The organism is Kitasatospora sp. NPDC056731 (assembly GCF_040687675.1).
In the GTDB taxonomy this organism is placed as follows: domain Bacteria; phylum Actinomycetota; class Actinomycetes; order Streptomycetales; family Streptomycetaceae; genus Kitasatospora.
Window position 1 is genome coordinate 197815 of sequence record NZ_JBFBNR010000005.1, and the last position, 23235, is coordinate 221049.

The 23235-nt window shown below is 73.4% G+C and carries 20 protein-coding genes and 1 riboswitch; of the genes, 6 read left to right on the forward strand and 14 right to left on the reverse strand.

What is annotated here, in order from left to right; all coding sequences use genetic code 11:
• Positions 1-29: 29 nt before the first annotated feature.
• On the reverse strand, positions 30-965 hold the full coding sequence (locus AB0R04_RS07495) for an EamA family transporter (protein WP_363369030.1): 936 nt from the start codon (positions 963-965) through the stop codon (positions 30-32).
• 147 nt (positions 966-1112) lie between these two features.
• Here AB0R04_RS07495 and AB0R04_RS07500 point away from each other — a divergent pair, with 147 nt between their 5' ends.
• The 4 genes from AB0R04_RS07500 (at position 1113) to AB0R04_RS07515 (ending at position 3180) form a co-directional block, all read left to right on the forward strand.
• Complete coding sequence (locus tag AB0R04_RS07500; RefSeq protein ID WP_363369032.1) at positions 1113-1625, forward strand: MarR family transcriptional regulator; 513 nt, start codon at positions 1113-1115, stop codon at positions 1623-1625.
• Positions 1626-1831: 206 nt separating this feature from the next.
• Positions 1832-2296 (forward strand): hypothetical protein, encoded by a 465-nt coding sequence (locus AB0R04_RS07505; RefSeq protein WP_363369034.1) that lies wholly within the window; start codon positions 1832-1834, stop codon positions 2294-2296.
• A gap of 69 nt (positions 2297-2365) precedes the next feature.
• Positions 2366-2827, forward strand: a complete 462-nt coding sequence (locus AB0R04_RS07510; RefSeq protein ID WP_063349582.1) for a hypothetical protein — start codon at positions 2366-2368, stop codon at positions 2825-2827.
• Complete coding sequence (locus AB0R04_RS07515) at positions 2824-3180, forward strand: hypothetical protein (RefSeq protein WP_363369036.1); 357 nt, start codon at positions 2824-2826, stop codon at positions 3178-3180. Before AB0R04_RS07510 ends, AB0R04_RS07515 begins: the two co-directional genes overlap by 4 nt.
• Positions 3181-3241: 61 nt before the next feature.
• Here AB0R04_RS07515 and AB0R04_RS07520 read toward each other — a convergent pair whose 3' ends face one another.
• Genes AB0R04_RS07520 through AB0R04_RS07540 form a run of 5 tightly spaced genes read right to left on the reverse strand, consistent with a single transcriptional unit; the run spans position 3242 to position 9942 of the window.
• Complete coding sequence (locus tag AB0R04_RS07520; protein ID WP_363369038.1) at positions 3242-4651, reverse strand: cobyrinate a,c-diamide synthase; 1410 nt, start codon at positions 4649-4651, stop codon at positions 3242-3244.
• A 4-nt stretch (positions 4652-4655) separates the two neighbouring features.
• Positions 4656-5261 carry a cob(I)yrinic acid a,c-diamide adenosyltransferase gene (gene cobO, locus AB0R04_RS07525; RefSeq protein ID WP_063349585.1) on the reverse strand — a complete coding sequence of 202 codons (606 nt, stop codon included), beginning with the start codon at positions 5259-5261 and terminating at the stop codon, positions 4656-4658.
• 6 nt (positions 5262-5267) lie between these two features.
• Complete coding sequence (locus AB0R04_RS07530; protein ID WP_363369041.1) at positions 5268-7442, reverse strand: putative cobaltochelatase; 2175 nt, start codon at positions 7440-7442, stop codon at positions 5268-5270.
• Entirely contained in the window at positions 7439-8977 is a 1539-nt protein-coding gene (locus tag AB0R04_RS07535; RefSeq protein ID WP_363369043.1) for a cobyric acid synthase, read from the reverse strand. The genes AB0R04_RS07530 and AB0R04_RS07535 overlap by 4 nt, the downstream gene beginning before the upstream one ends.
• Positions 8974-9942 (reverse strand): cobalamin biosynthesis protein, encoded by a 969-nt coding sequence (locus AB0R04_RS07540; protein ID WP_363369045.1) that lies wholly within the window; start codon positions 9940-9942, stop codon positions 8974-8976. Before AB0R04_RS07540 ends, AB0R04_RS07535 begins: the two co-directional genes overlap by 4 nt.
• 107 nt (positions 9943-10049) lie before the next feature.
• Positions 10050-10182, reverse strand: a riboswitch (cobalamin riboswitch).
• A gap of 307 nt (positions 10183-10489) precedes the next feature.
• Here AB0R04_RS07540 and AB0R04_RS07545 point away from each other — a divergent pair.
• Together AB0R04_RS07545 and AB0R04_RS07550 are read left to right on the forward strand one after the other, a co-directional pair.
• Positions 10490-11602 (forward strand): alpha/beta hydrolase, encoded by a 1113-nt coding sequence (locus AB0R04_RS07545; RefSeq protein WP_063349588.1) that lies wholly within the window; start codon positions 10490-10492, stop codon positions 11600-11602.
• 345 nt (positions 11603-11947) lie between these two features.
• Positions 11948-13381: a hypothetical protein gene (locus tag AB0R04_RS07550; RefSeq protein ID WP_244293475.1), complete on the forward strand. Its 1434-nt coding sequence runs from the start codon at positions 11948-11950 to the stop codon at positions 13379-13381.
• An 80-nt stretch (positions 13382-13461) separates the two neighbouring features.
• Here AB0R04_RS07550 and AB0R04_RS07555 read toward each other — a convergent pair whose 3' ends face one another.
• The 8 genes from AB0R04_RS07555 to AB0R04_RS07590 form a co-directional block, all read right to left on the reverse strand.
• Entirely contained in the window at positions 13462-14286 is an 825-nt protein-coding gene (locus AB0R04_RS07555) for a CDP-alcohol phosphatidyltransferase family protein (RefSeq protein ID WP_051710986.1), read from the reverse strand.
• Positions 14287-14326: 40 nt separating this feature from the next.
• On the reverse strand, positions 14327-15019 hold the full coding sequence (locus AB0R04_RS07560) for a phosphatidylserine decarboxylase (RefSeq protein WP_363369047.1): 693 nt from the start codon (positions 15017-15019) through the stop codon (positions 14327-14329).
• A gap of 535 nt (positions 15020-15554) precedes the next feature.
• The gene (locus AB0R04_RS07565) at positions 15555-16757 is read right to left on the reverse strand and encodes an acyl-CoA dehydrogenase family protein (RefSeq protein ID WP_363369049.1); all 1203 of its coding nucleotides are present in this window, start codon (positions 16755-16757) and stop codon (positions 15555-15557) included.
• Between the two features lie 161 nt (positions 16758-16918).
• Positions 16919-17422: a MaoC family dehydratase gene (locus AB0R04_RS07570; protein WP_363369051.1), complete on the reverse strand. Its 504-nt coding sequence runs from the start codon at positions 17420-17422 to the stop codon at positions 16919-16921.
• 11 nt (positions 17423-17433) lie between these two features.
• Positions 17434-18396, reverse strand: a complete 963-nt coding sequence (locus AB0R04_RS07575; protein WP_363369053.1) for a CoA ester lyase — start codon at positions 18394-18396, stop codon at positions 17434-17436.
• A gap of 27 nt (positions 18397-18423) precedes the next feature.
• The gene (locus tag AB0R04_RS07580) at positions 18424-20451 is read right to left on the reverse strand and encodes a protein meaA (RefSeq protein ID WP_063349594.1); all 2028 of its coding nucleotides are present in this window, start codon (positions 20449-20451) and stop codon (positions 18424-18426) included.
• Positions 20452-20461: 10 nt separating this feature from the next.
• The gene (gene ccrA / locus AB0R04_RS07585) at positions 20462-21799 is read right to left on the reverse strand and encodes a crotonyl-CoA carboxylase/reductase (RefSeq protein WP_363369055.1); all 1338 of its coding nucleotides are present in this window, start codon (positions 21797-21799) and stop codon (positions 20462-20464) included.
• A 366-nt stretch (positions 21800-22165) separates the two neighbouring features.
• Positions 22166-23086, reverse strand: a complete 921-nt coding sequence (locus AB0R04_RS07590) for a TetR family transcriptional regulator (RefSeq protein ID WP_363369057.1) — start codon at positions 23084-23086, stop codon at positions 22166-22168.
• Between the last annotated feature and the right edge of the window lie 149 nt (positions 23087-23235).

Consider the following 23235-nt stretch of genomic DNA (forward strand, 5'->3'; position numbering starts at 1 on the left):
GGTGTGTTCCTTGTCCGGGCGGTCGGTGGTCAGCGGGTGGCCGGGGCGAGCGTGGGGGCGTCGGGGACGGTGGCGGTGTCGGGGTCGGGGTCGGGAGCGGGAGTGGGCTTTCGGGTGGGGGCCTGGCCGGCGAGCATGGCGCCGAGGGCGAGCAGCAGGCCGAGGAGTTGCCAGCGGGTGAGGGTCTGGCCGAGGATGACGAGGCCGCCCACGGTCGCGACGACCGGGTTGATCAGGCCGAGGAAGGAGGCCGGTCCGGCGCCGAGGCGGTCGATGCCGCGGAACCAGAGGACGTAGCCGAGCGCGGTGCTGAACAGCCCGAGGTAGGCGAACCCGGCGAGGTTGGCGCCGCTGAGTGCGGGCGGCGCGCCTTCGACGACGGCCGCGAGCGGGACGAGGAGCAGTGATCCGGCGAGCAGCTGCCAGGCCGTCAGGTCGAGCAGGGTGGCCCCTTCCGGGCGGCCCCAGCGGCGGGTGAGGACGGTGCCCGTGGCCATCAGTGCGATCGCACCGACCATGGCGGCGATCCCGGTGGCGTCCAGTCGGGCGCCGCTCTTCAGTACCAGCAGGGCGACGCCGCCGACGCCGGCGAGCCCTGCGAGCAGTGCCCGCCGTCCGGGCCGTACGCCGAGGATGCCGATCGAGAGGCCGGTCACGAGCAGCGGCTGGATCGCGCCGATGGTGGCGGCGACGCCGCCGGGCAGGCGGTAGGCGCCGACGAAGGTGAGCGGGAAGAACAGCCCGATGTTGAGCATCCCGAGCACGGCCGCGCGCCCCCACCAGCGCCCCTTGGGCAGTTTGCGGCCGATGAGCAGGAGGAGCAGTCCGGCGGGGAGGGCCCGCAGGGCGGCGAGCAGCAGTGGACGGCCTTCGGGCAGGAGTTCTGTGGTGACCAGGTAGGTCGTGCCCCAGGCCGCCGGGGCGAGTGCCGCCGTGACGGCCACTCCTGCGCGTGTTCCACCCATGACATCCCCCTCAACGTTGATTATCTGAACGTTGAGATAATTAATACGCCCCTGGGTGAGTGAACGTCAAGTATGTGAATGTTAAGATAGTTGCCTGCCAGTCCAGCCGTGAGCCGCGGCGAGCGGCAACCAAGGAGGCGTCAGGCCATGCAGCAGCGCGACACCGTCGACGAGATCGTCGAGCAGTGGACCAGGACCCGCCCCGACCTGAACACCGAGGCCATCGGCCTGATCGGCCGGCTGCGACGCCTCAACGTCCGCGTCGACGGCGCCCTGCGCGAGTACTTCGGCTCCTGCGGCCTGGACTCCTCCGAGTTCGACGTCCTGGCCACCCTGCGCCGCTCCGGCGAACCCTACGAGCTCAACGCCCGCGCCCTCCTCAAGGCCGCCATGGTCACCTCCGGCGCCATCACCAACCGGGTCGACCGTCTCTCCGCCAAGGGCCTGGTCGAACGCAACCCCTGCCCCGACGACCGCCGCGCCGTGTTGGTCCGCCTCACCCCGGCCGGCAAGGACCTCATCGACACCGCGCTGGCCGGCCACGTCCGCAACGAGGAGCGCATCCTCGCGGGCCTCGACGCCGAGGAGCGCGCCCAACTCGACACCCTGCTGCGCAAGCTCCTCATCGCGCACGGCGACACCGAGCCCCTGCTGGGCTGAGCGCGCCCCGGCGTCTGTGCCTGAACCGCCGCGCGGCCCGGCGCTTCGGCGTACGTTGGGGGGCCGGGGCGGCCCCGCGGTGACGGTCGGTCCGGGCGTGCGCGGGCGGCGGCAGCGGTAGGTGGCCGTAGTGGTCGGGCCGTTCGCGTGTCCATGGCCTCCCCGGTGGCGTTAACCCGGCGGGAACCGCACCGGAGGAGGAGCCCATGAAGGACAAGACCCCCAGGGACATCGCCGTCGACGACCAGCTGCGGGCGGCAGGGGCGGAGGGGGCCCAGTGGCTCAGTGCCGCCGGGTGGGGGCCGCCGGTGACGGTCCCGGTGCAGAAGGCCGCCAGGTGGCAGCAGGAGACCAGGGCCCGGATGCTGGCGGCGCAGGTGGACGAGTCCTGCACGTGGTGCGTCCATCTGCTCGACGGCGGCCCCCAGCCCGTGGTCGTCCACGCCGAGCACCCGACCCACCTGCTCTGCCGCGCTTGCTCCATCGCCGCCCGCCCCCGCCGCGCCTGCCTGGACTGTGGCGGGCCGGCCGCCTCCGCCTCCCCGGCGGACGGCCGCGAGGACGTCTTCATGGGCCCGGTGGCGATCTACACCCGCCTCCGCTGCGCCGCCTGCCACCGCGCCGACCGCCCCGACCCCCTGACCGGCACCTTCGGCAACGGCCCGTCCTGAGAGGGGCAGGGCGCGGCCGGGCGGCCCGTGCGATTGACTTCGGAACGTATTCCGAACTAGCGTCGAGCCATGTCGACTCTCACCGTGTCGTTCTCCGATCTGTCGAAGAACTCCAAGCGCGTCGCGGACAGTGTGGAGCGAGTCCAGCGCGTGCACGTCACGCGCCGCGACGGGGAGGACCTGTACCTCACCACCGAGCGTCACGACCGTCAGCGCGAGCAGACCGCGGATGTCGCCGCTCGCCTGTTCGCCGCGTTGATCAGCAGCGATGAGGGCACGCAGGCGGTGCTCCTGGCTCTCCCCGCCGTCTTCCCCTGGGTCCGGCACCTGTCGGCCGCGGAGGTGCGCGAGTTCGTCGTCGACCTCGTGGACGCGACGCGCGATGCCGTGGACCTGGACGTGCACGCCAATCTGCACCGGGTGATAGTCGAGTGGCGCGCCACCGCGAGAGTGCTGGCCGACCCGGAGCTGGCGGCAGAGCTCGCCAGGCCCCTGCCCGGCGACGATCACGGCGAGGTGATCGAGCCGTGAGCCCGAAGCGCGGTGATGATGTGCCGCCCCCGCCCGTCGGGACGGAGTGGCGGCTGCGATTCGGTACGACGGAGGCTGCCAAGGGGTGGGGGGAGCTGTGTGCGGAGGCGTCCGGGAACGCCCGCCGCTGTTTCGAGGCGCTCCGGGCGAACCCCCTGTCCACGGGGGATCCGGATCGACAGCACCGGCTGCGGGGCCGGCTGGCCGCCCGCGTGTTCGGGGGCGTCGAGCTGCCGCAGTGGGAGTACGAGGTGACCGCCGGCGGCCGGGTGCGGTACGTGGTGGACGAGGCGGCCCGCGTCGTCCACCTCGTCTATGCCTCGCCCAGGCACCCGAAGGACACCGAGGCGTAGCGGACAGGCGTCCGGCCCTCAGGCCCTGCCGACGCAGGGCCGGGTGGCCCGCCGAGGGGGGTCACGGTGACGCGGGCTTGCCGGGGGTTGCCTGGTGGGCGGCTGCGGCGGAGGCGAAGGAGGTGGCCAGGGACGGGGCTCCGGCCCAGTGCAGGTGCAGGTAGGAGGCGTGGACGTGGCTGCCCGCGAAGCCCTCGGTGCGGGGGCCGGTGGGCAGGCGCCAGCCCCAGGCGGGGTGTTCGCCCGCGCCCGGTTCGCAGACCGTCCGGTGGAACTCGTGGCCGTGTACCCGGGTGCCGGTCCGGGCGAGCGGGGAGTCGTGCAGGGCGACGGCCTCCCGGTAGCCGAGGGTGAGCCGGTCGGTCATCCGGGCGCCGGTGTCCAGTACGCCGCACATCGGCAGGCCGTCCAACTCGCGCCCCAGGTAGAGCAGTCCGGCGCATTCGGCGGCGATCGGGCCGCCGCCGGCGGCGAACGCCGCGATGGCCCCGCGCAGTGCCGTGTTGCCGCTCAGCTCCTGGACGTACAGCTCGGGGAAGCCGCCGCCGACCACCAGGCCGGCCGTGCCGTCGGGCAGTGCCGAGGCGTGCAGCGGGTCGAAGGGGACGACCTCGGCGCCTGCGGCGGTGAGGAGTTCGGCGTTCTCGGCGTACGAGAAGGAGAACGCGGCGCCGCCCGCGACCGCGATCCGCGGCGTGCCGGCCACCGGGTCGACCTCGGCCGACGGGTTCCACGGTTCGGCGGTCAACTCCGGTGCCGTCCGGGCGAGTTCGAGCAGGGCGTCCAAGTCGACCGAGGCGGCGACGAGTTCACCCATGTCGGCGACGGCGCGCAGGGCCTCCGCCGAGCGCTCCACGGCCGGGATCAGCCCGAGGTGGCGCGACGGCGTGGCGACCGTCGTGGAGCGGCGCAGCGCGCCCAGCACGGGCACGCCCGAGCCCTCCTCCAGGGCCTCGCGCAGGAGTTGTTCGTGCCGGTCGGAGGCGACCCGGTTGAGGATCACCCCGGCGAGGCGCACCTCCGGGTCCCAGGAGGCGAAGCCGTGCACCAGCGCGGCCACCGACCGGGACTGCGAGGAGCCGTCCACCACCAGGACCACGGGCGCCCGCAGCAGCTTGGCGACGTGCGCGGTGGAGGCCAGCTCCCCCCGCCCGGAGGCCCCGTCGAACAGGCCCATGACCCCCTCGACCACCGCGACGTCCGCCCCCGCCGCGCCGTGCAGGAAGAGCGGGGCGATCCGCTCCGGGCCGCACATGAAGGCGTCCAGGTTGCGGCCCGGGCGCCCGGCGGCGAGCGCGTGGTAGCCCGGGTCGATGTAGTCGGGGCCGACCTTGTGCGGGGACACCGCCAGTCCGCGCGCGGCGAGCGCCGCGATCAGGCCGGTGGCGACGGTGGTCTTGCCGGCGCCCGAGGAAGGCGCGGCGATGACGAGGCGGGGGATGGCGGCCAACGGCCTGCCGGCAGTGCTCAACGGTCTACCACTCGATACCGCGCTGGCCCTTGCGGCCGGCGTCCATGGGGTGCTTGACCTTGGTCATCTCGGTGACCAGGTCGGCGAATTCGGTCAGCGGTTCGGGCGCGTACCGGCCGGTGATGACGACGTGCTGGCTGCCCGGGCGGTCCTTGAGCACCGACACGACCTCCTCCGGGTCGACCCAGCCCCAGTGCATGGGGTAAGTGAACTCGTCCAGCACGTAGAAGCGGTAGGTCTCGGCCGCCAGGTCGCGCTTGACCTGCTCCCAGCCCTCCTTGGCGGCCGCCTCGCTGTCCATCTCCATCTCGCTGGAGCGCTGGATCCACGACCAGCCGGAGCCCATCTTGTGCCAGTCGACCGTGCCGCCCTCGCCGGAGGCGCCGAGCACGCGCAGCGCGTTCTCCTCGCCGACCTTCCACTTGGCGGACTTCACGAACTGGAACACCCCGACGGGCCAGCCCTGGTTCCAGGCCCGCAGCGCCATGCCGAACGCGGCCGTGGACTTGCCCTTGCCGGGGCCGGTGTGCACGGCGGTGATCGGCTGCGTGCGACGCTGACGGGTCGTCAGGCCGTCGTCGGGGACGCTCTCGGGGACACCCTTGGGCATGTCGGCTCAGGCCGCCTTTCGCATGGTGGTGGCACGGTTCTCGCGACGGTTCTCCTGCCGGCTGTCACGCCGGCCGTCGTGGCGGTTCTCGCGGACGAGCGAGGCGACGCCCTCGGGGCGCAGCTCGTCCAGACTGACGGCGGTGCCGCCGAGCAGCCCGGCCAGGGTGCGGGCGAGGCCGAGCCGGACGGGGCCGGACTCGCAGTCCAGCACCACGCTGGCGGTGCCCTGCGCGGCGAACAGTCCGGCCGCGCGCTGCGACCGGGCGAGCGCGTCCCGCCCGCCGGTGGCCCGGCCGTCGGTCACCACGACCAGCAGCGGGCGGCGGCTCGGGTCGCGCAGCCGCTCCACCCGCAGCACCTCGTGCGCGCGCAGCAGGCCGGCGGCCAGCGGGGTGCGGCCGCCGGTGGGCAGCGACTCCAGCCGGGCCGCGCCGACCTCCACGGACGAGGTCGGCGGCAGCGCCAGTTCGGCGTCCGCGCCCCGGAAGGTGATCATGCCGATCTTGTCGCGCCGCTGGTAGGCGTCCATCAGCAGGGACAGCACGGCGCCCTTGACGGCGGTCATCCGCTGCCGGGCGGCCATCGAGCCGGAGGCGTCGACGACGAACAGCACCAGGTTGGACTCCCGCCCCTGGCGGACCTGTTCGCGGAAGTCGTCCTTGCGCAGCACCAGCGCCCGGCCGGCCCGCCCGCGTGCCGCCTGGTGCGGCGCGGCGGCCTGCAAGGTGGCGGTCAGGTGCAGGCGGCTGAGCGTGCCCTGGGGGCGCCGGGCGCGCACGGTGTGCCCGCCGGTGGTCTCGGCGGGGGAGCGGCGGCCCTGGGCGCCGTGGCCGGTGCCCTGCACGGTGAACAGCTTGGTCCGGTACGGGTCGCCGGCCGCGACCGGCGCCGACTCCCGGGCGGGGGCGGGGTGTTGGGCCGGTACGGGCTGCTGGAGCGGCTCGTCCGGCTCGGCGGCCGATGCCTCCGGGCCGGAGGTGGGCTCGGGGGCCCCGCCGCCGTCCGGGCCGCCGCCGGGGCCGCCGTCCGGGCCCGGACCGTCGTCCTCGGGGCCGTCGCCCTCGCCGTCCCCGTCGCCCTCGGCCTCTCCTGAGCCCCCGAGCTCCCCGGACCCCTCGGGCTCCGAGGGCTCCGAGGGCTCCGATGGCTGCGCGGGCTCCTCCGGCTGTGCGTGCTCCTCCAGCGTCCGGTCGAGCTGCTCCTCGTCCAGCCCCGGCGCGTCGAAGGGGTTGCGGCGGCGCCGGTGCGGCAGCGCCAGCTGGGCGGCCTTGCGGACGTCCTCCTCCAGCACCTCGGTCCGCCCGTCCCAGGCGGCGAGCGCGACGGCGGTGCGGGCCATCACGATGTCGGCGCGCAGCCCGTCCACCTCGAACGCGGCGCACACGGCGGTGATCTGACGCAGCGCCACATCGGTCAGCTCCACCTTGGGCAGCAACTCCCGGGCGGCGGTGATGCGTTCGGCGAGCGCCTGCTCGTCCGCGGCGAACCGCGCGGCGAAGCCGGCCGGGTCGGCGTCGTAGCCGAGCCGGCGGCGGACCACCTCGGCGCGCTCGGCCGGGTCCCGGGTGGCGGCGATCTCGACGGTCAGGCCGAACCGGTCGAGCAGCTGCGGCCGCAGCTCGCCCTCCTCGGGGTTCATCGTGCCGACCAGCAGGAAGCGGGCGGCGTGCCGCACCGACACGCCCTCGCGCTCGACGTACGAGCGGCCCATCGCGGCGGCGTCCAGCAGCAGGTCCACGACGTGGTCCTGGAGCAGGTTCACCTCGTCGATGTAGAGCACGCCGCGGTGCGCCTTGGCGAGCAGCCCCGGCTCGTACGCCTTGACGCCCTCGGCGAGCGCCCGTTCCAGGTCGAGCGAGCCGACGATCCGGTCCTCGGCCACGCCGACCGGCAACTCGACCAGCTGGGCGGGGCGTTCGGACGCCGAGGGGAGGTCGTGCGGACCGTCCGGGCACTGCGGGTCCGGCGCGGCCGGGTCGCAGGCGAACCGGCAGCCGTCGACGGCCGCGAGGGTCGGCAGCAGGCCGGCCAGCGCGCGCACCATGGTCGACTTCGCGGTGCCCTTCTCGCCGCGCACCAGCACGCCGCCCACGGCCGGCGAGACCGCGTTGAGCAGCAGGCCGAGCCGCAGGTCGGGCATGCCGACGATCGCGGTGAACGGATAGCGGACGTCACTCATGCATACTCCCCAGGTGCCCCGGGCGCCAGGAACGGCAGCGATCCGGCCGCCGGCACCCCGCCCTCGATCAGCTTCCACAGCGCGTCGGTGTCCGCGTGCTCCTCGATCAGGTCGCCCAGCCGGTCCAGCCGGGCCTCGCGCGCCTCGGCGAACGAGGTGTCCGGCGCCGGCACGAACGCCCGGCCCGCCAACGCGGCGACCTCGCGCAGGAGTTCACGACGGAAGCCGTCGTTCTCCAGCGCGCCGTGCCAGGTCGTGCCCCACACCGGGCCGACCCGGCAGCCGTCCAGGCCGCGCCCGTCGTCATCGGAGAAGAACGGCTCGCCCCCCTCCACGGCCACCACCCCGTGGTGGATCTCGTACCCCTCGACCCGCTGCCCGTACGCCGTGCCGACCGGCCGCGCCAGCACCTTCTCGGCGCCGAACCGCACGTGCGTCGGCAGCAGGCCCAGGCCCTCGACCGAGCCGGCCCCGGACTCCACCTCGTCCTCGATCCCGCGCGCCAGCATCTGGTAGCCGCCGCACACCCCGAGGACCGGCAGCCCGGCCGCCGTCCGCGCCTTCAGCGCCGGCTCCAGGCCGCGTTCGCGCAGCCAGGCCAGGTCGGCCACGGTGGCCCGGGTGCCGGGCAGCACCACCAGGTCGGCGTCGGCCAGTTCCTCCGGCCGGGTCACCCAGCGCACCAGCACGCCGGGCTCCTGCGCCAGCGCGTCCAGGTCGGTGAAGTTCGACAGCCGGGGGAAGCGCACCACGGCCACCCGCAGCACGTCCGCCCCGAGCGGGCCGCGGCCGTCGACCCGGTCCACCACCGTGGACAGGTCCAGCGAGTCCTCGGCGTCCAGCCACAGGCCCGGCAGCATCGGCAGGGTGCCGAGCACCGGACGGCCGGTCAGCCCGTGCAGCATCTCCAGGCCGGGCGCCAGCAGCCGCGCGTCGCCGCGGAACTTGTTGACGAACCAGCCCGCCACGTGCCGCTGGTCCTGCGCCGACAGCAGCGCCAGCGTCCCGTACATCGCCGCGAAGACGCCGCCGCGGTCGATGTCCCCGACCACCACCACCGGCAGCCCGGCGGCCGTCGCCAGGCCCATGTTGGCGATGTCCCGGTCCCGCAGGTTGATCTCGGCGGGCGAACCGGCGCCCTCGCAGACCACCACCTCGTAGCGGCGGCGCAGATCCGCCAGGCACTCCAGCGACCGTTCCAGCAGGACGGGCTTGCGCTCGCGGTAGTCCAGCGCGCCCACCTCGGCGACCGGCCGGCCCAGCAGCACCACCTGGCTGCGGCCGTCCGCGCCCGGCTTCAGCAGCACCGGGTTCATCGCCGCCTCCGGCTCCACCCGGGCCGCCTGCGCCTGCATCGCCTGCGCCCGGCCGATCTCGGCGCCGTCGGCGGTGACGAAGGAGTTCAGCGACATGTTCTGCGCCTTGAACGGCGCGACCCGCACCCCCTGCCGGGCCAGCCAGCGGCAGATGCCCGCGGTCACCACGCTCTTGCCCGCGTCCGAGGTCGTCCCGGCGACCAGCAGTGCGTTGCTCATGCCCTTCCCCTCCACCGTGTCATCAGCAAGCGCAGCGCGACGTGCCCCGCGACCGTCGTACCCAGGGCCAGCGCGCCCACCCGCCGGGAGAGCACGCAGGCCCGCTCGATGTCGTCCACCGTCACCGGGCGCAACTCCGCGCCCAGCACCGGCCGGTGCTCCACCCGCTCCCCGTACTGGAGGGTCCCGCCCAGCCGGACGCCCACCGCGCCCGCGAAGGCCGCCTCCGCCTGGCCCGCGTTCGGGCTCGGGTGCGCCGAACCGTCCCGCCGCCAGACCCGCCAGGCCGTTTTCGGCTGCGGCGCGGCGGCCACCGTGAGCAGCGCCGTCAGCCGGGCGCCCGGCCAGCCCGCCACGTCGTCCAGCCGGGCCGAGGCCCAGCCGAACCGGGCGTACCGCGGCGAGCGGTGGCCGACCATCGCGTCCAGCGTGTTCACCGCGCGGAACGCCAGCAGCCCCGGCGTGCCCGCCAGCGTGCCCCAGACCAGCGCGTTCACCACGGCGTCCGCCGTGTTCTCGGCGACCGACTCGACCACCGCGCGGGCGATCTGCGGCCCGTCCAGCGTGCTCGGATCCCGCCCGCACAGGTGCGGCAGCCGTTCCCGCGCGGCCGTCAGGTCGCCCGTGGCCAGCGACCGGCCGATGGTGCGCGCCTCCCGGGTCAGCGAGGTGCCGCCCAGCACCGTCCAGGTAGCGGCGGCCGCCAGCGCGGCCCGGCCCAGCGGACGCCGGCCCACCGTACGGTCCAGGGCCACCGCGCCGGCCGCGACCGCGCCCACGCACAGCGCCGTGTACCCGGCGCCGGCCACCCGGTCGTCCTGCCACACCCGCCGCTCCAGCCGGGTCGCCGCGCCGCCGAACACGGCCACCGGGTGGCCGCGCCGGGGGTCGGCGAAGCGGGCGTCCGCGGCGAAGCCCGCGGCGGCGCCGAGCGCGAACGCGGCGGCGCGGGTCAGCGGGCGCACGGCGGGTTCGGCGGAAGGCCGCGTGGGGTCCGGCGGGTCGGGGCAGCCTGCATCGCGTGCGTGTCCTCACTCAGGGTCCGCGCCCTGGATCGACGTACCGGGGGCGAGAGTCTCCTGGCTTCCGGGTCGGACGCACCCCCGGGCCTTCCAGCGGCTTCTGACGGTCCGCCGTGGCAATGTTCCGAGCGTGCTCCCCGGTGACAGTGGCGGGACCGCGCCGGACTCGCACCGGCTTCCTCTGCATGCCTCCGTTTGGCCCCAGGATCCCATCACGCGGCCGAACCGGGAGTCAACCGAGGTCACGGAGGGGTTGGTCACACCTCGGAGCCCCGTCGCCGGTGCCGTTCTCGCCCGCCCCGCCCGACGCCCCGCCCGCCCGAGGCCCGCCCCGCCCGACGCCCCGCCGTGACCCGGACGGCCCAGCCCGGTGGCCGCCCGCGCGGCCCCCCGGTGAACTGGTGCCCGAACACCGTCCGAGCAGCGCCCGGACACCGCCCGGACACCGTCCGGTCCAAGACCAGCCAAGACCAGCAGAGCGGGGAGCGATATGCGTTGGGGAACCGCGGCCGTCGTGGCGGCCGCCGTCGTCGGCGCCGGGGCCGCCGTCCTGGTGATCGGCCGTCGGGCCTCCGAACGGCTGGTCCACCCGGCGAGCGCCGTCCGGGAGTCGGGCCCCGTCCTGGTGCGGAGCCTCGCCGCGGGCCGGATCACCTTCAACCGCCGCCCCGAGAGCCTGCGCCCCGGCCGCTGGGCCGTGGAGTGGGACGACCACGGCCACGCCGTCGTCGAGGACGTCCTGCACAGCGACGAGAACGGTGTCACCCGCCGCCTCGTCCGCGCCGACCGGGGCACCCTCACTCCCGGCACCGAGGTCCGCTTCACCCCCCGCGTCCACCTCGGCGACCCCACGGAGGCGCTCGGCCTCCCCTTCACCGACACCGCCGCCGACGGCGAACTCGGCGCCCTCCCCGCCTGGCGCCTCGACGGCAAACGCGGCACCTGGGTGATCCTCGTCCACGGCCCCGGCGCCGACCGGCAGCAGACCCTCCCGGTCCTCCCCGTGCTCGACCGCCTCGCCCTGCCCGCCCTCGCCGTCACCTACCGGGGCGACCAGGGCGCCCCCGCCTCGCCGGACGGGCTCGGCCACTTCGGCGAGACCGAGTGGCGCGACGTCGAGTCGGCGGTCCGGCTCGCCCTCGACAGCGGCGCCGGCCGGGTCATCCTGTACGGCTGGTCCCTCGGCGCCACCATGGCCCTCCAGACGGCCTCCCGCTCCGCCTGGGCCCATGCCATCAGCGGTCTCGTCCTGGACTCGCCGGTCCTCGACCTGCCCGCCACCGCCCGCCGCGGCGCCGCCCGGGCCGGCTACACCGGCGCCGCCGCCGAGCTCGGCGCCCTCGCGGCCGAGGGCCGCACCGGCGTCGACCTCGCCGACTTCAGCCGCATCGCCGAGGGTGCCGACCTGCGCGTCCCCACCCTCCTCCTGCACAGCCCCGACGATCAGGTCGCCCCGTTCCGCGCCGCCGAGCGCCTCGCCGCCGCCCGCCCCGGCGTGGTCAGCCTCCGGCCTTTCCCGGGCGCCGACCACACCACCCTCTGGAACTCCGCCCCCACCCACTACACCGAACTCCTCCGCCGCTGGCTCACCCCCCTTCTCTGAACCCAGCCCCCCCGCACGAGAAGTCACACCGACAGGGCCTCTGTACGAAACCCGGACCTCACCCGTCAGCCACGGAGTGTGACCGGTCGGGCGGGTAGCGCGACCGCCGCCGCAAGGGTTGAGCCGGGATGGCATGCCCCCGCCACCTGTTTCCGGCCAGGCGGTTTGCCTCTGTTGCCCGATTGTTGCCCGATCTTGGGGAGGCGCCGTCGACGGCCGCCCGTCCGTACAGCCAACCGGATGTGACAGAAGGCCGGTACAAGGGGAAGACTGCTCGACGTGACGTCTCGGAATCCGCGCGACCGTGATGCCCCGCTCCCTCCGACGATCGGTACTGGTGCGACGGTGACCCGTCTCCCCGGTACGGCCCACCGGCCCGCCGCCGGCAAGCCGGGCGGGGCCGGGGTACCCCGCCGACGAGGGCCCGCTGCGGCGCCCGGTCGGGGGAGGGTTCCCGTACCGGAGGGCTTCCCCGCGCCGGCCGAGCTGGCGCCGCTGGCCCGCCGGATGCTGGTGGACGCCGTCCGGATCGCCCGCTGGGCGGGAGACCTGGAAGAGGTCGACAAGCGGGGCGAGCTGCTGCCCGACGACGCCCGTGCGGCGGGTCGGGCGCTGGCCATGACGGTCGGCGCCGCCGCCAAGGCGTGGGGGCAGGCACTGCTGGTCGGCCTGGTGGAGGCCAGGGACGGCGGTGCGGTCCCGGGCTGGCGCCTGCACGCCTGGGAGCACGACGACGAGGCGGTGGTCCGCGGCTGGTCGGCGCTGTTCGACGCCTGGACGCTGCTGGCTCCGGTGCCGCCGGCCGCCCTGCGGGGCGTGTTCGCGGTGCTGGCCGGCCAGGCGGTGGACCAGGCACCTCAGCTGCTGTCGTTCCTGCACCTGGTGGCCGGTCCGGTGTCGGACGGCGAACTGCTGGAGCTGCTGCGCCGGGGTCTGGACGAGCGCCGGGTGGGTGGCACGGACGGTTCGGGCCTGTCGCCCGTGCCGCACGCCGCCTCGGCGGTGTCGGCGGTCCGCGGCACGTGCCGGGAGCCGCAGATCGACACCCCGCCGTCGCCGGCGGACGTGGCCGCGGTCCTGGACTGGATGCTGGACGGCCTGGCGGCCGTCGGGGCCGTGGTCCGCAGGGACGAGGCCGCCGAGCTGTCGCCGCTGGGCCACTGGGCGGTGCGGGCGAAGCTGGAGGAGATCTGCACGGTCGCGCAGACCGCGGCCGGGCACATCGAGCAGAGCGCCTTCGAGCTGCTGAACGCCTGCGCGGACTATTCGCCGGGCCCGGCGCGGGCCGAGTTCCGCGCCTGGGTGGCGGCCCGTCCGGCCGATCGGGCGGTGGCGGAGCTGCTGGACGCGGCGCAGGGGGACGACGCGCTGGTGCGCGGGCTGGCCTTCGAGGCGCTGCGGGTGGCCGGCGGCCCGGCGGAGCAGGCGGTGCGGGGGTCGGTGGACGAGCCGGTGCTGCGCCCGTACGCGCTGCTGTGGCTGGCGGAGCGCTCGGACGAGGGGGTTTCGCCGGCGGACGTGCTGGGGGCGGAGGACGCGGCCTGGCTGTGGGTCGACACGGCGGCGGCGGTGCTGGACCACGGCGAGACGGAGCTGCTGGTGGGCCACGTCGAGGGCGCCGCGGCGGGCGATCCGGTGCGGCTGTTCGCCCGGGCCCGGCAGTCGGGGCACCCGCGGGCGGCCTCGGTGCTGTCGGCGGTCTCGAGCGTGCACCCGGATCCGGGCGTGGCGCGGGCGGCCCGCCGCTCGGCGTTCAGCGTGCACACCGGCGGCGCCTAGCAGCGCCCGCCGAAGAGCGAGCACGACGAAGAGGGGCCCGGATCCGACTGGATCCGGGCCCCTCTCGCGTACGGGAACGACTAGCCGAGGCGGGACTCCGCCCGCCTGGCGCGGACGTCGCCGACCTTCTGTCCGACCTTGCGCCGGATGACCAGCAGTGGGGCCATCGCGGCGAGCGTGATCTGGGCGAAGGCGCCGACGTGCATCAGGGCGTCGCCGCCGGGCAGGCCGGTCGCCCAGGCCGCGAGGCAGCCGATGGAGACGACGATCCAGCACAGCGTGGCGGTGGCCAGCAGCCCCTGGGGCTTGGGGTACTCGATCCGGCTGACCATGAGGTACGCGGCGCCGAAGATGGCGAGCAGACCGGGCAGGAACGGCGGGTCGAGCAGCACGATGGCGATGACCGTCATCGCGCCCATCGGGCAGGGCATGCCCTGGAACACCCCGGGTCGCATCTTGACGGCGGAGAAGCGGGCGAGCCGCAGGACGACCGCGAGCAGGACGGTGATCGCGATGAGCGCCGAGAGCTTGCTGTTGGAGCCCTGGGAGACCATGCCCCAGACGGCGACGAAGTAGGCCGGCGCGATGCCGAAGCTGATCAGGTCGGCCAGGTTGTCCAGTTCCGCTCCGAGGGCGGAGGAGCGGAGCTTGCGCGCCACCAGCCCGTCGAAGAGGTCGCACATGGAGCCGATGAGCAGCAGCGTGACCGCGGTGGCGGCGCTGTGCCGGTCGGGTGCGGCGTCCGGGTTGGTGATGTGCGGGACGAGGACCCCGGTGGTGATCGAGTAGATCGCCAGGAAGCCGCAGACGGCGTTCCCCAGGGTCAGGAAGTCGGCGGTGGACAGGTGCTGGGGAGAGCGCGGGGCGCGCAGCTCGCGGTCGCGCGCCCAGCGGCGACGGCGCAGGGCCGTCTCCTCGTCGTCCAGGCCGACGATTGTCTCAGGATCAGTCACGGTCAAGGCGCGTCACCCCGGCTGTGGTCTTCTGGCCGACCTCGACGCCGACCTCGACGCCGGCCGGCAGGTAGGTGTCGACCCGGGAGCCGAACCGGATCAGACCGATCCGGTCGCCCTGCTCGACCTTGGTACCGGCGGCGACGTACGGCACGATGCGACGGGCCACGGCCCCCGCGATCTGCACCATCTCGATGTCGCCGAGCTCGGTGTCGAAGTGCCAGACGACCCGCTCGTTCTGGTCGCTGTCCTTGTTGAACGCGGGGACGAAGCCGCCCGCGACGTGCTCGACCGACGTCACCGTGCCGGGCAGGGGCGCGCGGTTGACGTGGACGTTGAGCGGGCTCATGAAGATCGCGACCCGGGTGCGGCCGTCCGGCCAGGCGTCGATGCTCTGCACCACGCCGTCGGCGGGGGAGATCACTCTGCCCGCGCCGATCTCACGCTCGGGGTCGCGGAAGAACCACAGCATGCCCGCGCTGAGCGCACAGGCGGGTACCGCTGCCAGGGCCCACTTGCCGCTGCGCCGGGTGAGGGCGGTGGTCACGGCGGCCGTGGCGAGGGTGGGGACGAACCAGGGGGTGGCTCCGCGCGCGATGGTCACGCGGGGTCGCCGACCGGCCGCCGTGGCTGCGAGGGCATCGCGGTCCGTGACGGAGGGGTGAGGGGACGGGCTGATGGGCATCGAAGACCTTTGTCGCGGGGGATCATGGCCGCTGGACGGGGGCCACCGCGGGATCGGGTAATAGAGGGACGGCTTGCTGTCCCGGTGGATGCTATCGGGAGCACACGGTGGGTGGGCAACCCGCCTGCTCGTTCACGTGTCCGGTGGAAGCGCGTGTGCGCGTCCCACCTCTACGACCGTAGCTCGCCCCGGTCCGGTTCCCAAGGGACCGGACGGGGCTGGTGACACTTGTCTCAACAGGCCCGTCGGCGGAACCCGGTGGGCGGAACGGGCCGTTCGCGGTCCGCCGGGGGCGCGGGACACGGCCCGTCGAGGGTGTGTGGAAGCGGCCGCGGGGCGTGTCGTTGCAGCTGTACGCCCTGCGGCCGCTCCCGGAGGGCCGTGCCGGACCCAGGCGGACCAGGCCGGGGTCGTGATGGGCACGGCGGGTGGCCGGGACGGGCCCGCACGCCCGTCGACCGGCGGTTCGGAAGGGGTCGTCCAGCCGGCCCGGAGCGCCCCGGGGGCCGCTCGTCGAGCCGGGGTGACCCGGTGCTCACTCCGCGATCCGGTACTCCTCCAGGAGCCGGCGTCCGACGATCATCTTCTGGATCTCCGCAGTTCCTTCACCGATGAGCAGCATCGGGGCCTCGCGGTAGAGCCGTTCGATCTCGTACTCCTTGGAGAAGCCGTAGCCGCCGTGGATGCGGAAGGCGTCCTCGACGACCTCCTTGCAGTACTCGGAGGCGAGGTACTTGGCCATGCCGGCTTCGAGGTCGTTGCGCTCGCCGCTGTCCTTCTTGCGGGCGGCCATGACCATCATCTGGTGGGCGGCCTCGACCTTGGTGGCCATCTCGGCGAGCTTGAACTGGATGGCCTGGTGCTCGGCGATCTTCTTGCCGAAGGTGGAGCGCTGCTGGGCGTAGGAGATGCCGAGTTCGAAGGCGCGGCGGGCGACGCCGCAGCCGCGGGCGGCGACGTTGACGCGGCCGACCTCGACGCCGTCCATCATCTGGTAGAAGCCGCGCCCGGGGACGCCGCCGAGGATGCGGTCGGCCGGGATCCGGACGTCCTGGAGGACCAGTTCGGTGGTGTCGACGCCCTTGTAGCCCATCTTCTCGATCTTCCCGGGCACGGTGAGGCCGGGGACGGTCGGGTTCGGGCCGAATCCGGGGGTCTTCTCGATCAGGAAGGTGGTCATGTTCTTGTACGGGGTGCTGCCGCCCTCGTCGGTCTTGCACAGGACCGCGACGAGGGTGGAGGTGCCGCCGTTGGTGAGCCACATCTTCTGGCCGTTGAGGACGTAGAACTCCCCGTCCTTGACGCCCTTGGTGGAGATGGCCGAAACGTCGGAGCCGAGGCCGGGCTCGGACATCGAGAACGCGCCGCGGATTTCCCCGGCGGCCATCTTCGGCAGGAAGTGGTCCTTCTGTTCCTGGGTGCCGTGGGCGTTGATCATGTGCGCCACGATGAAGTGGGTGTTGACGATGCCGGACACGCTCATCCAGCCGCGGGCGATCTCCTCGACCACCAGGGCGTAGGTGAGCAGCGACTCGCCGAGGCCGCCGTACTCCTCGGGGATGGTGAGGCCGAAGAGGCCGAGCTGCTTCATCCCCTCGACGATGGCGGTCGGGTACTCGTCCTTGTGTTCCAGCTCGGTCGCGACCGGAATGATCTCCTTGTCGACGAAATCCCGCACGGTGGCGAGGATGTCCCGCTGGATCTCGGTGAGGCCGTCGGTCTGTGCCAGGCGTCCCATCGTGCGGCTCCGAAAGGTTTAAGGGGGCGGGGGGGGGGATTGCCGGGGGCCCTGCCGGCGTGGCTGCGGCAGCAGGGCCCCCGTTCCGGGTGGGGGTCGGCCGATGACGGCGGCCGGCCCCTCCGGGGTCTGGGGAGATCCGGGGTCCCAGGAAAGGGGTCCTAGGAAAGGGGAGTCGGGCGGCCGGGCTGCTCGCCGCCGCGCTCCTTGTTGTACGTCTCGGTCGGCACCATCACCTTGCGGCGGAAGATGCAGACGACCGTGCCGTCCTGCTTGTACCCCTTGGTCTCGACGTACACGATGCCGCGGTCGTCCTTGGACTTGGACGGCCACTTGTCGAGGACGGTGGTCTCGCCGTAGAGGGTGTCGCCGTGGAAGGTCGGCGCGACGTGCCGCAGCGACTCGATCTCCAGGTTGGCGATGGCCTTGCCGGAGACGTCCGGGACGGACATGCCCAGCAGCAGCGAGTAGATGTAGTTGCCCACCACCACGTTCCTGCCGAAGTCCGTCGTCCGCTCGGCGTAGTTGGTGTCCAGGTGGAGCGGGTGATGGTTCATGGTGAGCAGGCAGAAGAGGTGGTCGTCGTACTCGGTGACGGTCTTGCCGGGCCAGTGCTTGTAGACCGCGCCGACCTCGAACTCCTCGTAGGTGCGTCCGAACTGCATCGCGGCGGGCCTCAGCTTTCCGGGATCTCGAACTTGGTGGTGCGCTCCAGGCCGGCGGCCCGGCCCTTGCCGGCGATGACCAGGGCCATCTTGCGGCTGGCCTCGTCGATCATCTCGTCGCCGAGCATCGCGGAGCCCTTGGCGCCGCCCGCCTCGGAGGTGCACCAGTCGTAGGCGTCGAGGATCAGCTCGGCGTGGTCGTAGTCCTCCTGGGAGGGCGAGAAGATCTCGTTCGCGGCGCCGACCTGGTCGGGGTGGAGCACCCACTTGCCGTCGAAGCCGAGGGCGGCGGCGCGCCGGGCGACCTCGCGGTAGCCCTCCTGGTTGCGGATCTGCAGGTACGGGCCGTCGATGGCCTGGAGGTCGTTGGCGCGGGCGGCCATCAGGATGCGCATCAGGATGTAGTGGTAGGCGTCGGCCGGGTAGCCGGCCGGCTGCTCGCCGACCACCAGGGACTTCATGTTGATGGAGGCCATGAAGTCGGCGGGGCCGAAGATGATGGTCTCCAGCCGGGGCGAGGCCTCGGCGATGGCGTCGACGTTGACCAGGCCCTTGGCGTTCTCGATCTGCGCCTCGATGCCGATCCGGCCGACCTCGAAGCCCATGGTCTTCTCGATCTGGGTGAGCAGCAGGTCGAGCGCCTTGACCTGCTCGGCGTCCTGGACCTTGGGCAGCATGATGCAGTCGAGGTTGGGGCCGGCGCCCTCGACGACGGTGATCACGTCGCGGTAGGTCCAGTGGGTGGTCCAGTCGTTGACCCGGACGACGCGGGTCTTGCCGCCCCAGTCGCCGTTGTTGAGCGCGTCGACGATGTGGTGGCGGGCGCTCTCCTTGACGAGGGGGGCGCAGGCGTCCTCCAGGTCGAGGAAGACCTGGTCGGCGGGGAGGCCCTGGGCCTTCTCCAGGAAGCGCGGGTTGCTGCCGGGCACGGCGAGGCAGGAGCGGCGCGGGCGCAGACGGTTGACGGTAGCCATGAGGGTGGGTCGGTTCCTTCCCAGTGGTCAGCTGGTGGGCGCGGGTGCGGGCGTCCAGGGCTGGAGCTTGTTGGCGAGCCGGATCTCGTCCACGATCCGGCCGATGATGGTGGTGATGCCGAAGTCCTTCGGGGTGAACACGGCGGCGACGCCGGCGGCCTTGAGGGCCTCGCCGTCCGCTGCCGGGATGATGCCACCCACGATCACCGGGACATCCTGCACCCCGGCCCGGCGCAGCCGGCGCAGGACGTCGGGCACCAGCTCGCAGTGGGCGCCGGAGAGGATCGACAGGCCCACGCAGTGCACGTCCTCCGCGACGGCGGCGGAGACGATCTGCTCGGGGGTCAGCCGGATGCCCTGGTAGACCACCTCGAACCCGGCGTCGCGGGCCCGGACGGCGATCTGCTCGGCGCCGTTGGAGTGCCCGTCCAGGCCGGGCTTGCCGACCAGCAGGCGCAGTTTGCCGGAGCCCAGTTCCTCGGCGGTGGCGGCGACGGCGGCGCGCACCGCGGCCAGTTCCCCGCCGGGTTCGGCGGCCACCGCGACCGGGGCGCCGCCGACGCCGGTGGGCGCGCGGTACTCGCCGAACACCTCGCGCAGGGCGAAGGCCCACTCGCCGGTGGTGACGCCGGCCCGGGCGCAGGCGAGCGTGGCCGGCACCAGGTTGGCGTCGGTGGCCGCGGTGGCCTTGAGCTCGGCCAGCGCGGTCTGGACGGCGGCCTCGTCGCGCTGCCCGCGCCAAGCCTCCAGGGCGGCGAGCACGGACTGCTCGGAGGCCGGGTCGACGACCATGATGGCGGTGTCGAGGTCGGCTGTGAGCGGGCTCTCCTCGGTGGTGTCGAAGCAGTTGACGCCGACGATCTTGTCCTCGCCGGACTCGATCCGGGCCCGCCGGGCGGCGTGCGAGGAGACCAGGTTGGACTTCAGGTAGCCGGACTCCACGGCGGGAATGACCCCGCCCATCGCCAGTACCTTGGCGATCTCCGCCTCGGCGCCGGCCAGCAGGTCGGCGGTCTTGGCCTCGATCACCTCGGAGCCGTTGAAGAGGTCGCCGTACTCCAGCAGGTCCGACTCGTAGGCCAGCACCTGCTGGATCCGCAGCGACCACTGCTGGTCCCAGGGCCGGGGCAGGCCCAGCGCCTCGTTCCAGGCGGGCAGTTGGACGGCGCGGGCGCGGGCGTCCTTGGAGAGGGTGACGGCCAGCATCTCCAGGACGATCCGCTGGACGTTGTTCTCCGGCTGGGCCTCGGTCAGGCCGAGCGAGTTGACCTGGACGCCGTAGCGGAAGCGGCGCTGCTTCGGGTCCTGGACGCCGTAGCGCTCCAGCGTGACCTTCTCCCACAGCTGGGCGAAGGCGCGCATCTTGCACATCTCCTCGACGAAGCGCACGCCGGCGTTGACGAAGAAGGAGATCCGGGCGACCACCTCGCCCATCCGCTCGGCCGGTACCTGGCCGGAGTCGCGGACGGCGTCGAGCACCGAGATGGCGGTGCACATCGCGTAGGCGATCTCCTGGACGGGCGTGGCCCCGGCCTCCTGCAGGTGGTAGCTGCAGATGTTGATCGGGTTCCACTTGGGGATGCGGCCGACGGTGTAGGCGATCATGTCGGTGATCAGGCGCACCGAGGGGCCGGGCGGGAAGACGTGCGTCCCGCGCGACAGGTACTCCTTGACGATGTCGTTCTGGGTGGTGCCGGTGAGCTTGGCGATGTCGGCGCCCTGCTCCTCGGCGACCACCTGGTAGAGCGCCAGCAGCCACATCGCGGTGGCGTTGATCGTCATGGAGGTGTTGGTCTGTTCGAGCGGGATGCCGTCGAACAGGGTGCGCATGTCGCCGACGTGGCCGACCGGGACGCCGACCCGGCCCACCTCGCCGCGGGCGAGGAGGTGGTCGGAGTCGTAGCCGGTCTGGGTCGGCAGGTCGAAGGCGACGGAGAGGCCCGTCTGGCCCTTCGCCAGGTTCCGCCGGTAGAGCGCGTTGGAGTCGCTCGCGGTGGAGTGCCCGGCGTAGGTGCGCATCAGCCAGGGGCGGTCGCGCTCGTGCTGATCGGTCATCGGATGGGCCTCAGACGTTCCGGAAGCGGTTGATCGCCGGCAGGTGCTGCGCGCGCAGCGCGTGGTCGCGCACGCCCAGGCCCTCCTCCGGCGCCAGGCAGAGCACGCCGACCTTGCCCTGGTGCTTGTTGTGGTGCACGTCGAGGGCGGCCTGGCCGGTCTCCTCCAGGGAGTAGACCTTGGACAGGGTCGGGTGGATCCGGCCCTTGGCGATCAGGCGGTTGGCCTCGAAGGCCTCGCGGTAGTTGGCGAAGTGCGAGCCGACGATGCGCTTGAGCGACATCCACAGGTAGCGGTTGTCGTACTGGTGCATGAAGCCGGAGGTGGAGGCGCAGGTGACGATGGTGCCGCCCTTGCGGGTGACGTACACCGAGGCGCCGAAGGTCTCCCGGCCCGGGTGCTCGAAGACGATGTCGACGTCCTCGCCGCCGGTGAACTCGCGGATCTTCGCGCCCAGGCGCTTCCACTCGCGCGGGTCCTGGGTGTGCTCGTCCTTCCAGAATCGGTAGCCCTCGGCGGAGCGGTCGATGATCGCCTCGGCGCCCATGGCGCGGCAGATCCCGGCCTTCTGGTCGTTGGAGACCACGCAGATCGGGGTGGCGCCGCCGGCCAGCGCGTACTGGGTGGCGTACGAGCCGAGGCCGCCGCTGGCGCCCCAGATCAGCACGTTGTCGCCCTGCTTCATGCCGGCGCCGTTGCGCGAGACCAGCTGGCGGTACGCGGTGGAGTTGACCAGGCCGGGGGAGGCGGCCTCCTCCCAGGTGAGGTGCTTGGGCTTGGGCAGCAGCTGGTTGGTCTTCACCAGGGCGATCTGGGCCAGCCCGCCGAAGTTGGTCTCGAAGCCCCAGATGCGCTGCTCCGGGTCCATCATCGTGTCGTTGTGGCCGTCCGGGGACTCCAGCTCGACGGAGAGGCAGTGCGCGACGACCTCGTCGCCGGGCTTCCAGGCGTTGACGCCGGCGCCGGTGCGCAGCACCACGCCCGCGAGGTCGGAGCCGAGGACGTGGTACGGCAGGTCGTGGCGCTTGGTGAGCGGCGACAGCCGGCCGTAGCGCTCCAGGAAGGAGAAGGTGGAGACCGGCTCGAAGATCGAGCTCCAGACGGTGTTGTAGTTCACCGCGCTGGCCATGACGGCGACCAGGGCCTCGCCGGGGCCCAGCTCGGGCAGGGCGACCTCGTCGAGGTGAAGGGATTTGCGGGGGTCCTTGTCGCGGCTGTCGAGGCCCGCGAACAGCTGCTCCTCGTCCTTGTGGAGCGTCACCGCCCGGTAGGACTCGGGAAGCTTGACGGCGGCGAAGTCCTCCGACGTGGCGTCGTTGCTGAGGATCGCGTCGAGGATTTCCTGCATGGCTGCCTCCGAAGGCGTACCTGTGTGAGGGCACAGGGCGTCTGGGGTAGCCGGGAGCGGACACCGGCTTCGCTGAGGTGGGTGGTGGTGGTCGGGCTGGGCGCCCGGGGTGGACCGGGCCGAACGCGCACTGCTCCCGGGGTGTGGGAACGCCGGACGACGGCGCGCCGAGGTGGGGAGCCGCGGCGCCGCGACTGGTGAGTAACAAGGTAGTGGCACCCTGTGCCACTCGTAAAGACACCGGGTGTCACGAATTCCGGCGCGCTGGAACGGCCCTCGAACGCGCTGCGGCGGACGCCGAAAGGGCCCGCGCCGACTGCTCGACGCGGGCCCTCGATATCGCTCTGACCTGGCTAGATGGTGACCTCAGGACTCCCTGGCGCCACTCAGCGCGGCCCGGATGCTGTCCACCACCACGTCCAGCGGAGCGTCCGTCCGGGCGACTGTGATGAGCACCTCACCTCCAGGACTGGCACTCAGTGCGCTCTCGGCCAGCACGTCACCGGGAGCCCCATTGGCACCCGGTGCCACCAGGGAGCCGCGGCGTCTGGCACCCGGCGTGCTGGAGGCCCAGAAGGTCCGCCGGATCACCTCGAAGGAGTGGTCCAGCTGCGCCTCCACGTCCCCGCGCCCGCCGGCCCGCAGCCAGCGCCGCAGCACGTGGTTGTGCGCCGCGACGACCGCCGCCGCCGACACCTCGGCCAGCATCGAGTCGTCCTCGCCGCCGCGCTGCCAGCCCGACGGGATGGACTCGCGGGTGTCGAAGCGGCCCAGCAGGTACCGGGTGAACAGCCGCTCGTACCGGGCCACCACGGCGATCTCCCGCTCGCGCAGCGCCGGGACCTGACGGATCAGCTGGTACCGCGCGACCGACACCCCGGGCGTCGAGGCGTACATCCGCAGCACCTCCTTGATGCCGCGGCAGACCACGTCCAGCGGGTGCTCCTCCGGCTCGGCGCTGGCCAGCAGGTCGGCCACCCGGACGAGGGTGTCGTCGTGGTCCGGGAAGATCGCCTCCTCCTTCGACCGGAAGTACCGGAAGAAGGTCCGCCGGGCCACCCCGGCGGCGGCCGCGATCTGGTCGACCGTGGTCTCCTCGTAGCCCTGCGAGGAGAACAGCTCCATCGCGGCCGTGGCCAGGTCCTGACGCATCTGCTGGCGCTGCGCCGCCGCCCGGCGGCTGCCCGGCCCCCCTTCCGGCCCGGTGCCCCCGGTCGAGGGGGCCGTCCGGTCGGCGCCGCGCGGTCCGGCGGAGTGCTGCGGGGTGGCTGACTGAACCCGATCCATGTCCGGAACGCTACACGGCCCCGGCGGTTCGGCCGCGGCCCTTCCCCGACGGACCGGTGCGACCGGGCCGGTGACGGCCGGTCTGGGCCAGCGCGCGGACACCGTCCCCGGGCTCCAGCCCGGTCTGACCGGGCCCGACCCGGCCGCGG

Excerpts from the sequence above, each read along its gene's own strand:
- AB0R04_RS07530 (WP_363369041.1), bottom strand. The coding sequence starts at position 7,442 with ATGAGTGACGTCCGCTATCCGTTCACCGCGATCGTCGGCATGCCCGAC.
- AB0R04_RS07575 (WP_363369053.1), bottom strand. The coding sequence starts at position 18,396 with ATGGCTACCGTCAACCGTCTGCGCCCGCGCCGCTCCTGCCTCGCCGTG.
- AB0R04_RS07495 (WP_363369030.1), bottom strand. The coding sequence starts at position 965 with ATGGGTGGAACACGCGCAGGAGTGGCCGTCACGGCGGCACTCGCCCCG.
- AB0R04_RS07580 (WP_063349594.1), bottom strand. The coding sequence starts at position 20,451 with ATGACCGATCAGCACGAGCGCGACCGCCCCTGGCTGATGCGCACCTAC.
- AB0R04_RS07500 (WP_363369032.1), top strand. The coding sequence starts at position 1,113 with ATGCAGCAGCGCGACACCGTCGACGAGATCGTCGAGCAGTGGACCAGG.
- AB0R04_RS07535 (WP_363369043.1), bottom strand. The coding sequence starts at position 8,977 with ATGAGCAACGCACTGCTGGTCGCCGGGACGACCTCGGACGCGGGCAAG.
- AB0R04_RS07560 (WP_363369047.1), bottom strand. The coding sequence starts at position 15,019 with ATGCCCATCAGCCCGTCCCCTCACCCCTCCGTCACGGACCGCGATGCC.
- AB0R04_RS07590 (WP_363369057.1), bottom strand. The coding sequence starts at position 23,086 with ATGGATCGGGTTCAGTCAGCCACCCCGCAGCACTCCGCCGGACCGCGC.
- ccrA (WP_363369055.1), bottom strand. The coding sequence starts at position 21,799 with ATGCAGGAAATCCTCGACGCGATCCTCAGCAACGACGCCACGTCGGAG.
- AB0R04_RS07505 (WP_363369034.1), top strand. The coding sequence starts at position 1,832 with ATGAAGGACAAGACCCCCAGGGACATCGCCGTCGACGACCAGCTGCGG.
- AB0R04_RS07570 (WP_363369051.1), bottom strand. The coding sequence starts at position 17,422 with ATGCAGTTCGGACGCACCTACGAGGAGTTCGAGGTCGGCGCGGTCTAC.
- cobO (WP_063349585.1), bottom strand. The coding sequence starts at position 5,261 with ATGCCCAAGGGTGTCCCCGAGAGCGTCCCCGACGACGGCCTGACGACC.
- AB0R04_RS07545 (WP_063349588.1), top strand. The coding sequence starts at position 10,490 with ATGCGTTGGGGAACCGCGGCCGTCGTGGCGGCCGCCGTCGTCGGCGCC.
- AB0R04_RS07510 (WP_063349582.1), top strand. The coding sequence starts at position 2,366 with ATGTCGACTCTCACCGTGTCGTTCTCCGATCTGTCGAAGAACTCCAAG.
- AB0R04_RS07565 (WP_363369049.1), bottom strand. The coding sequence starts at position 16,757 with ATGGGACGCCTGGCACAGACCGACGGCCTCACCGAGATCCAGCGGGAC.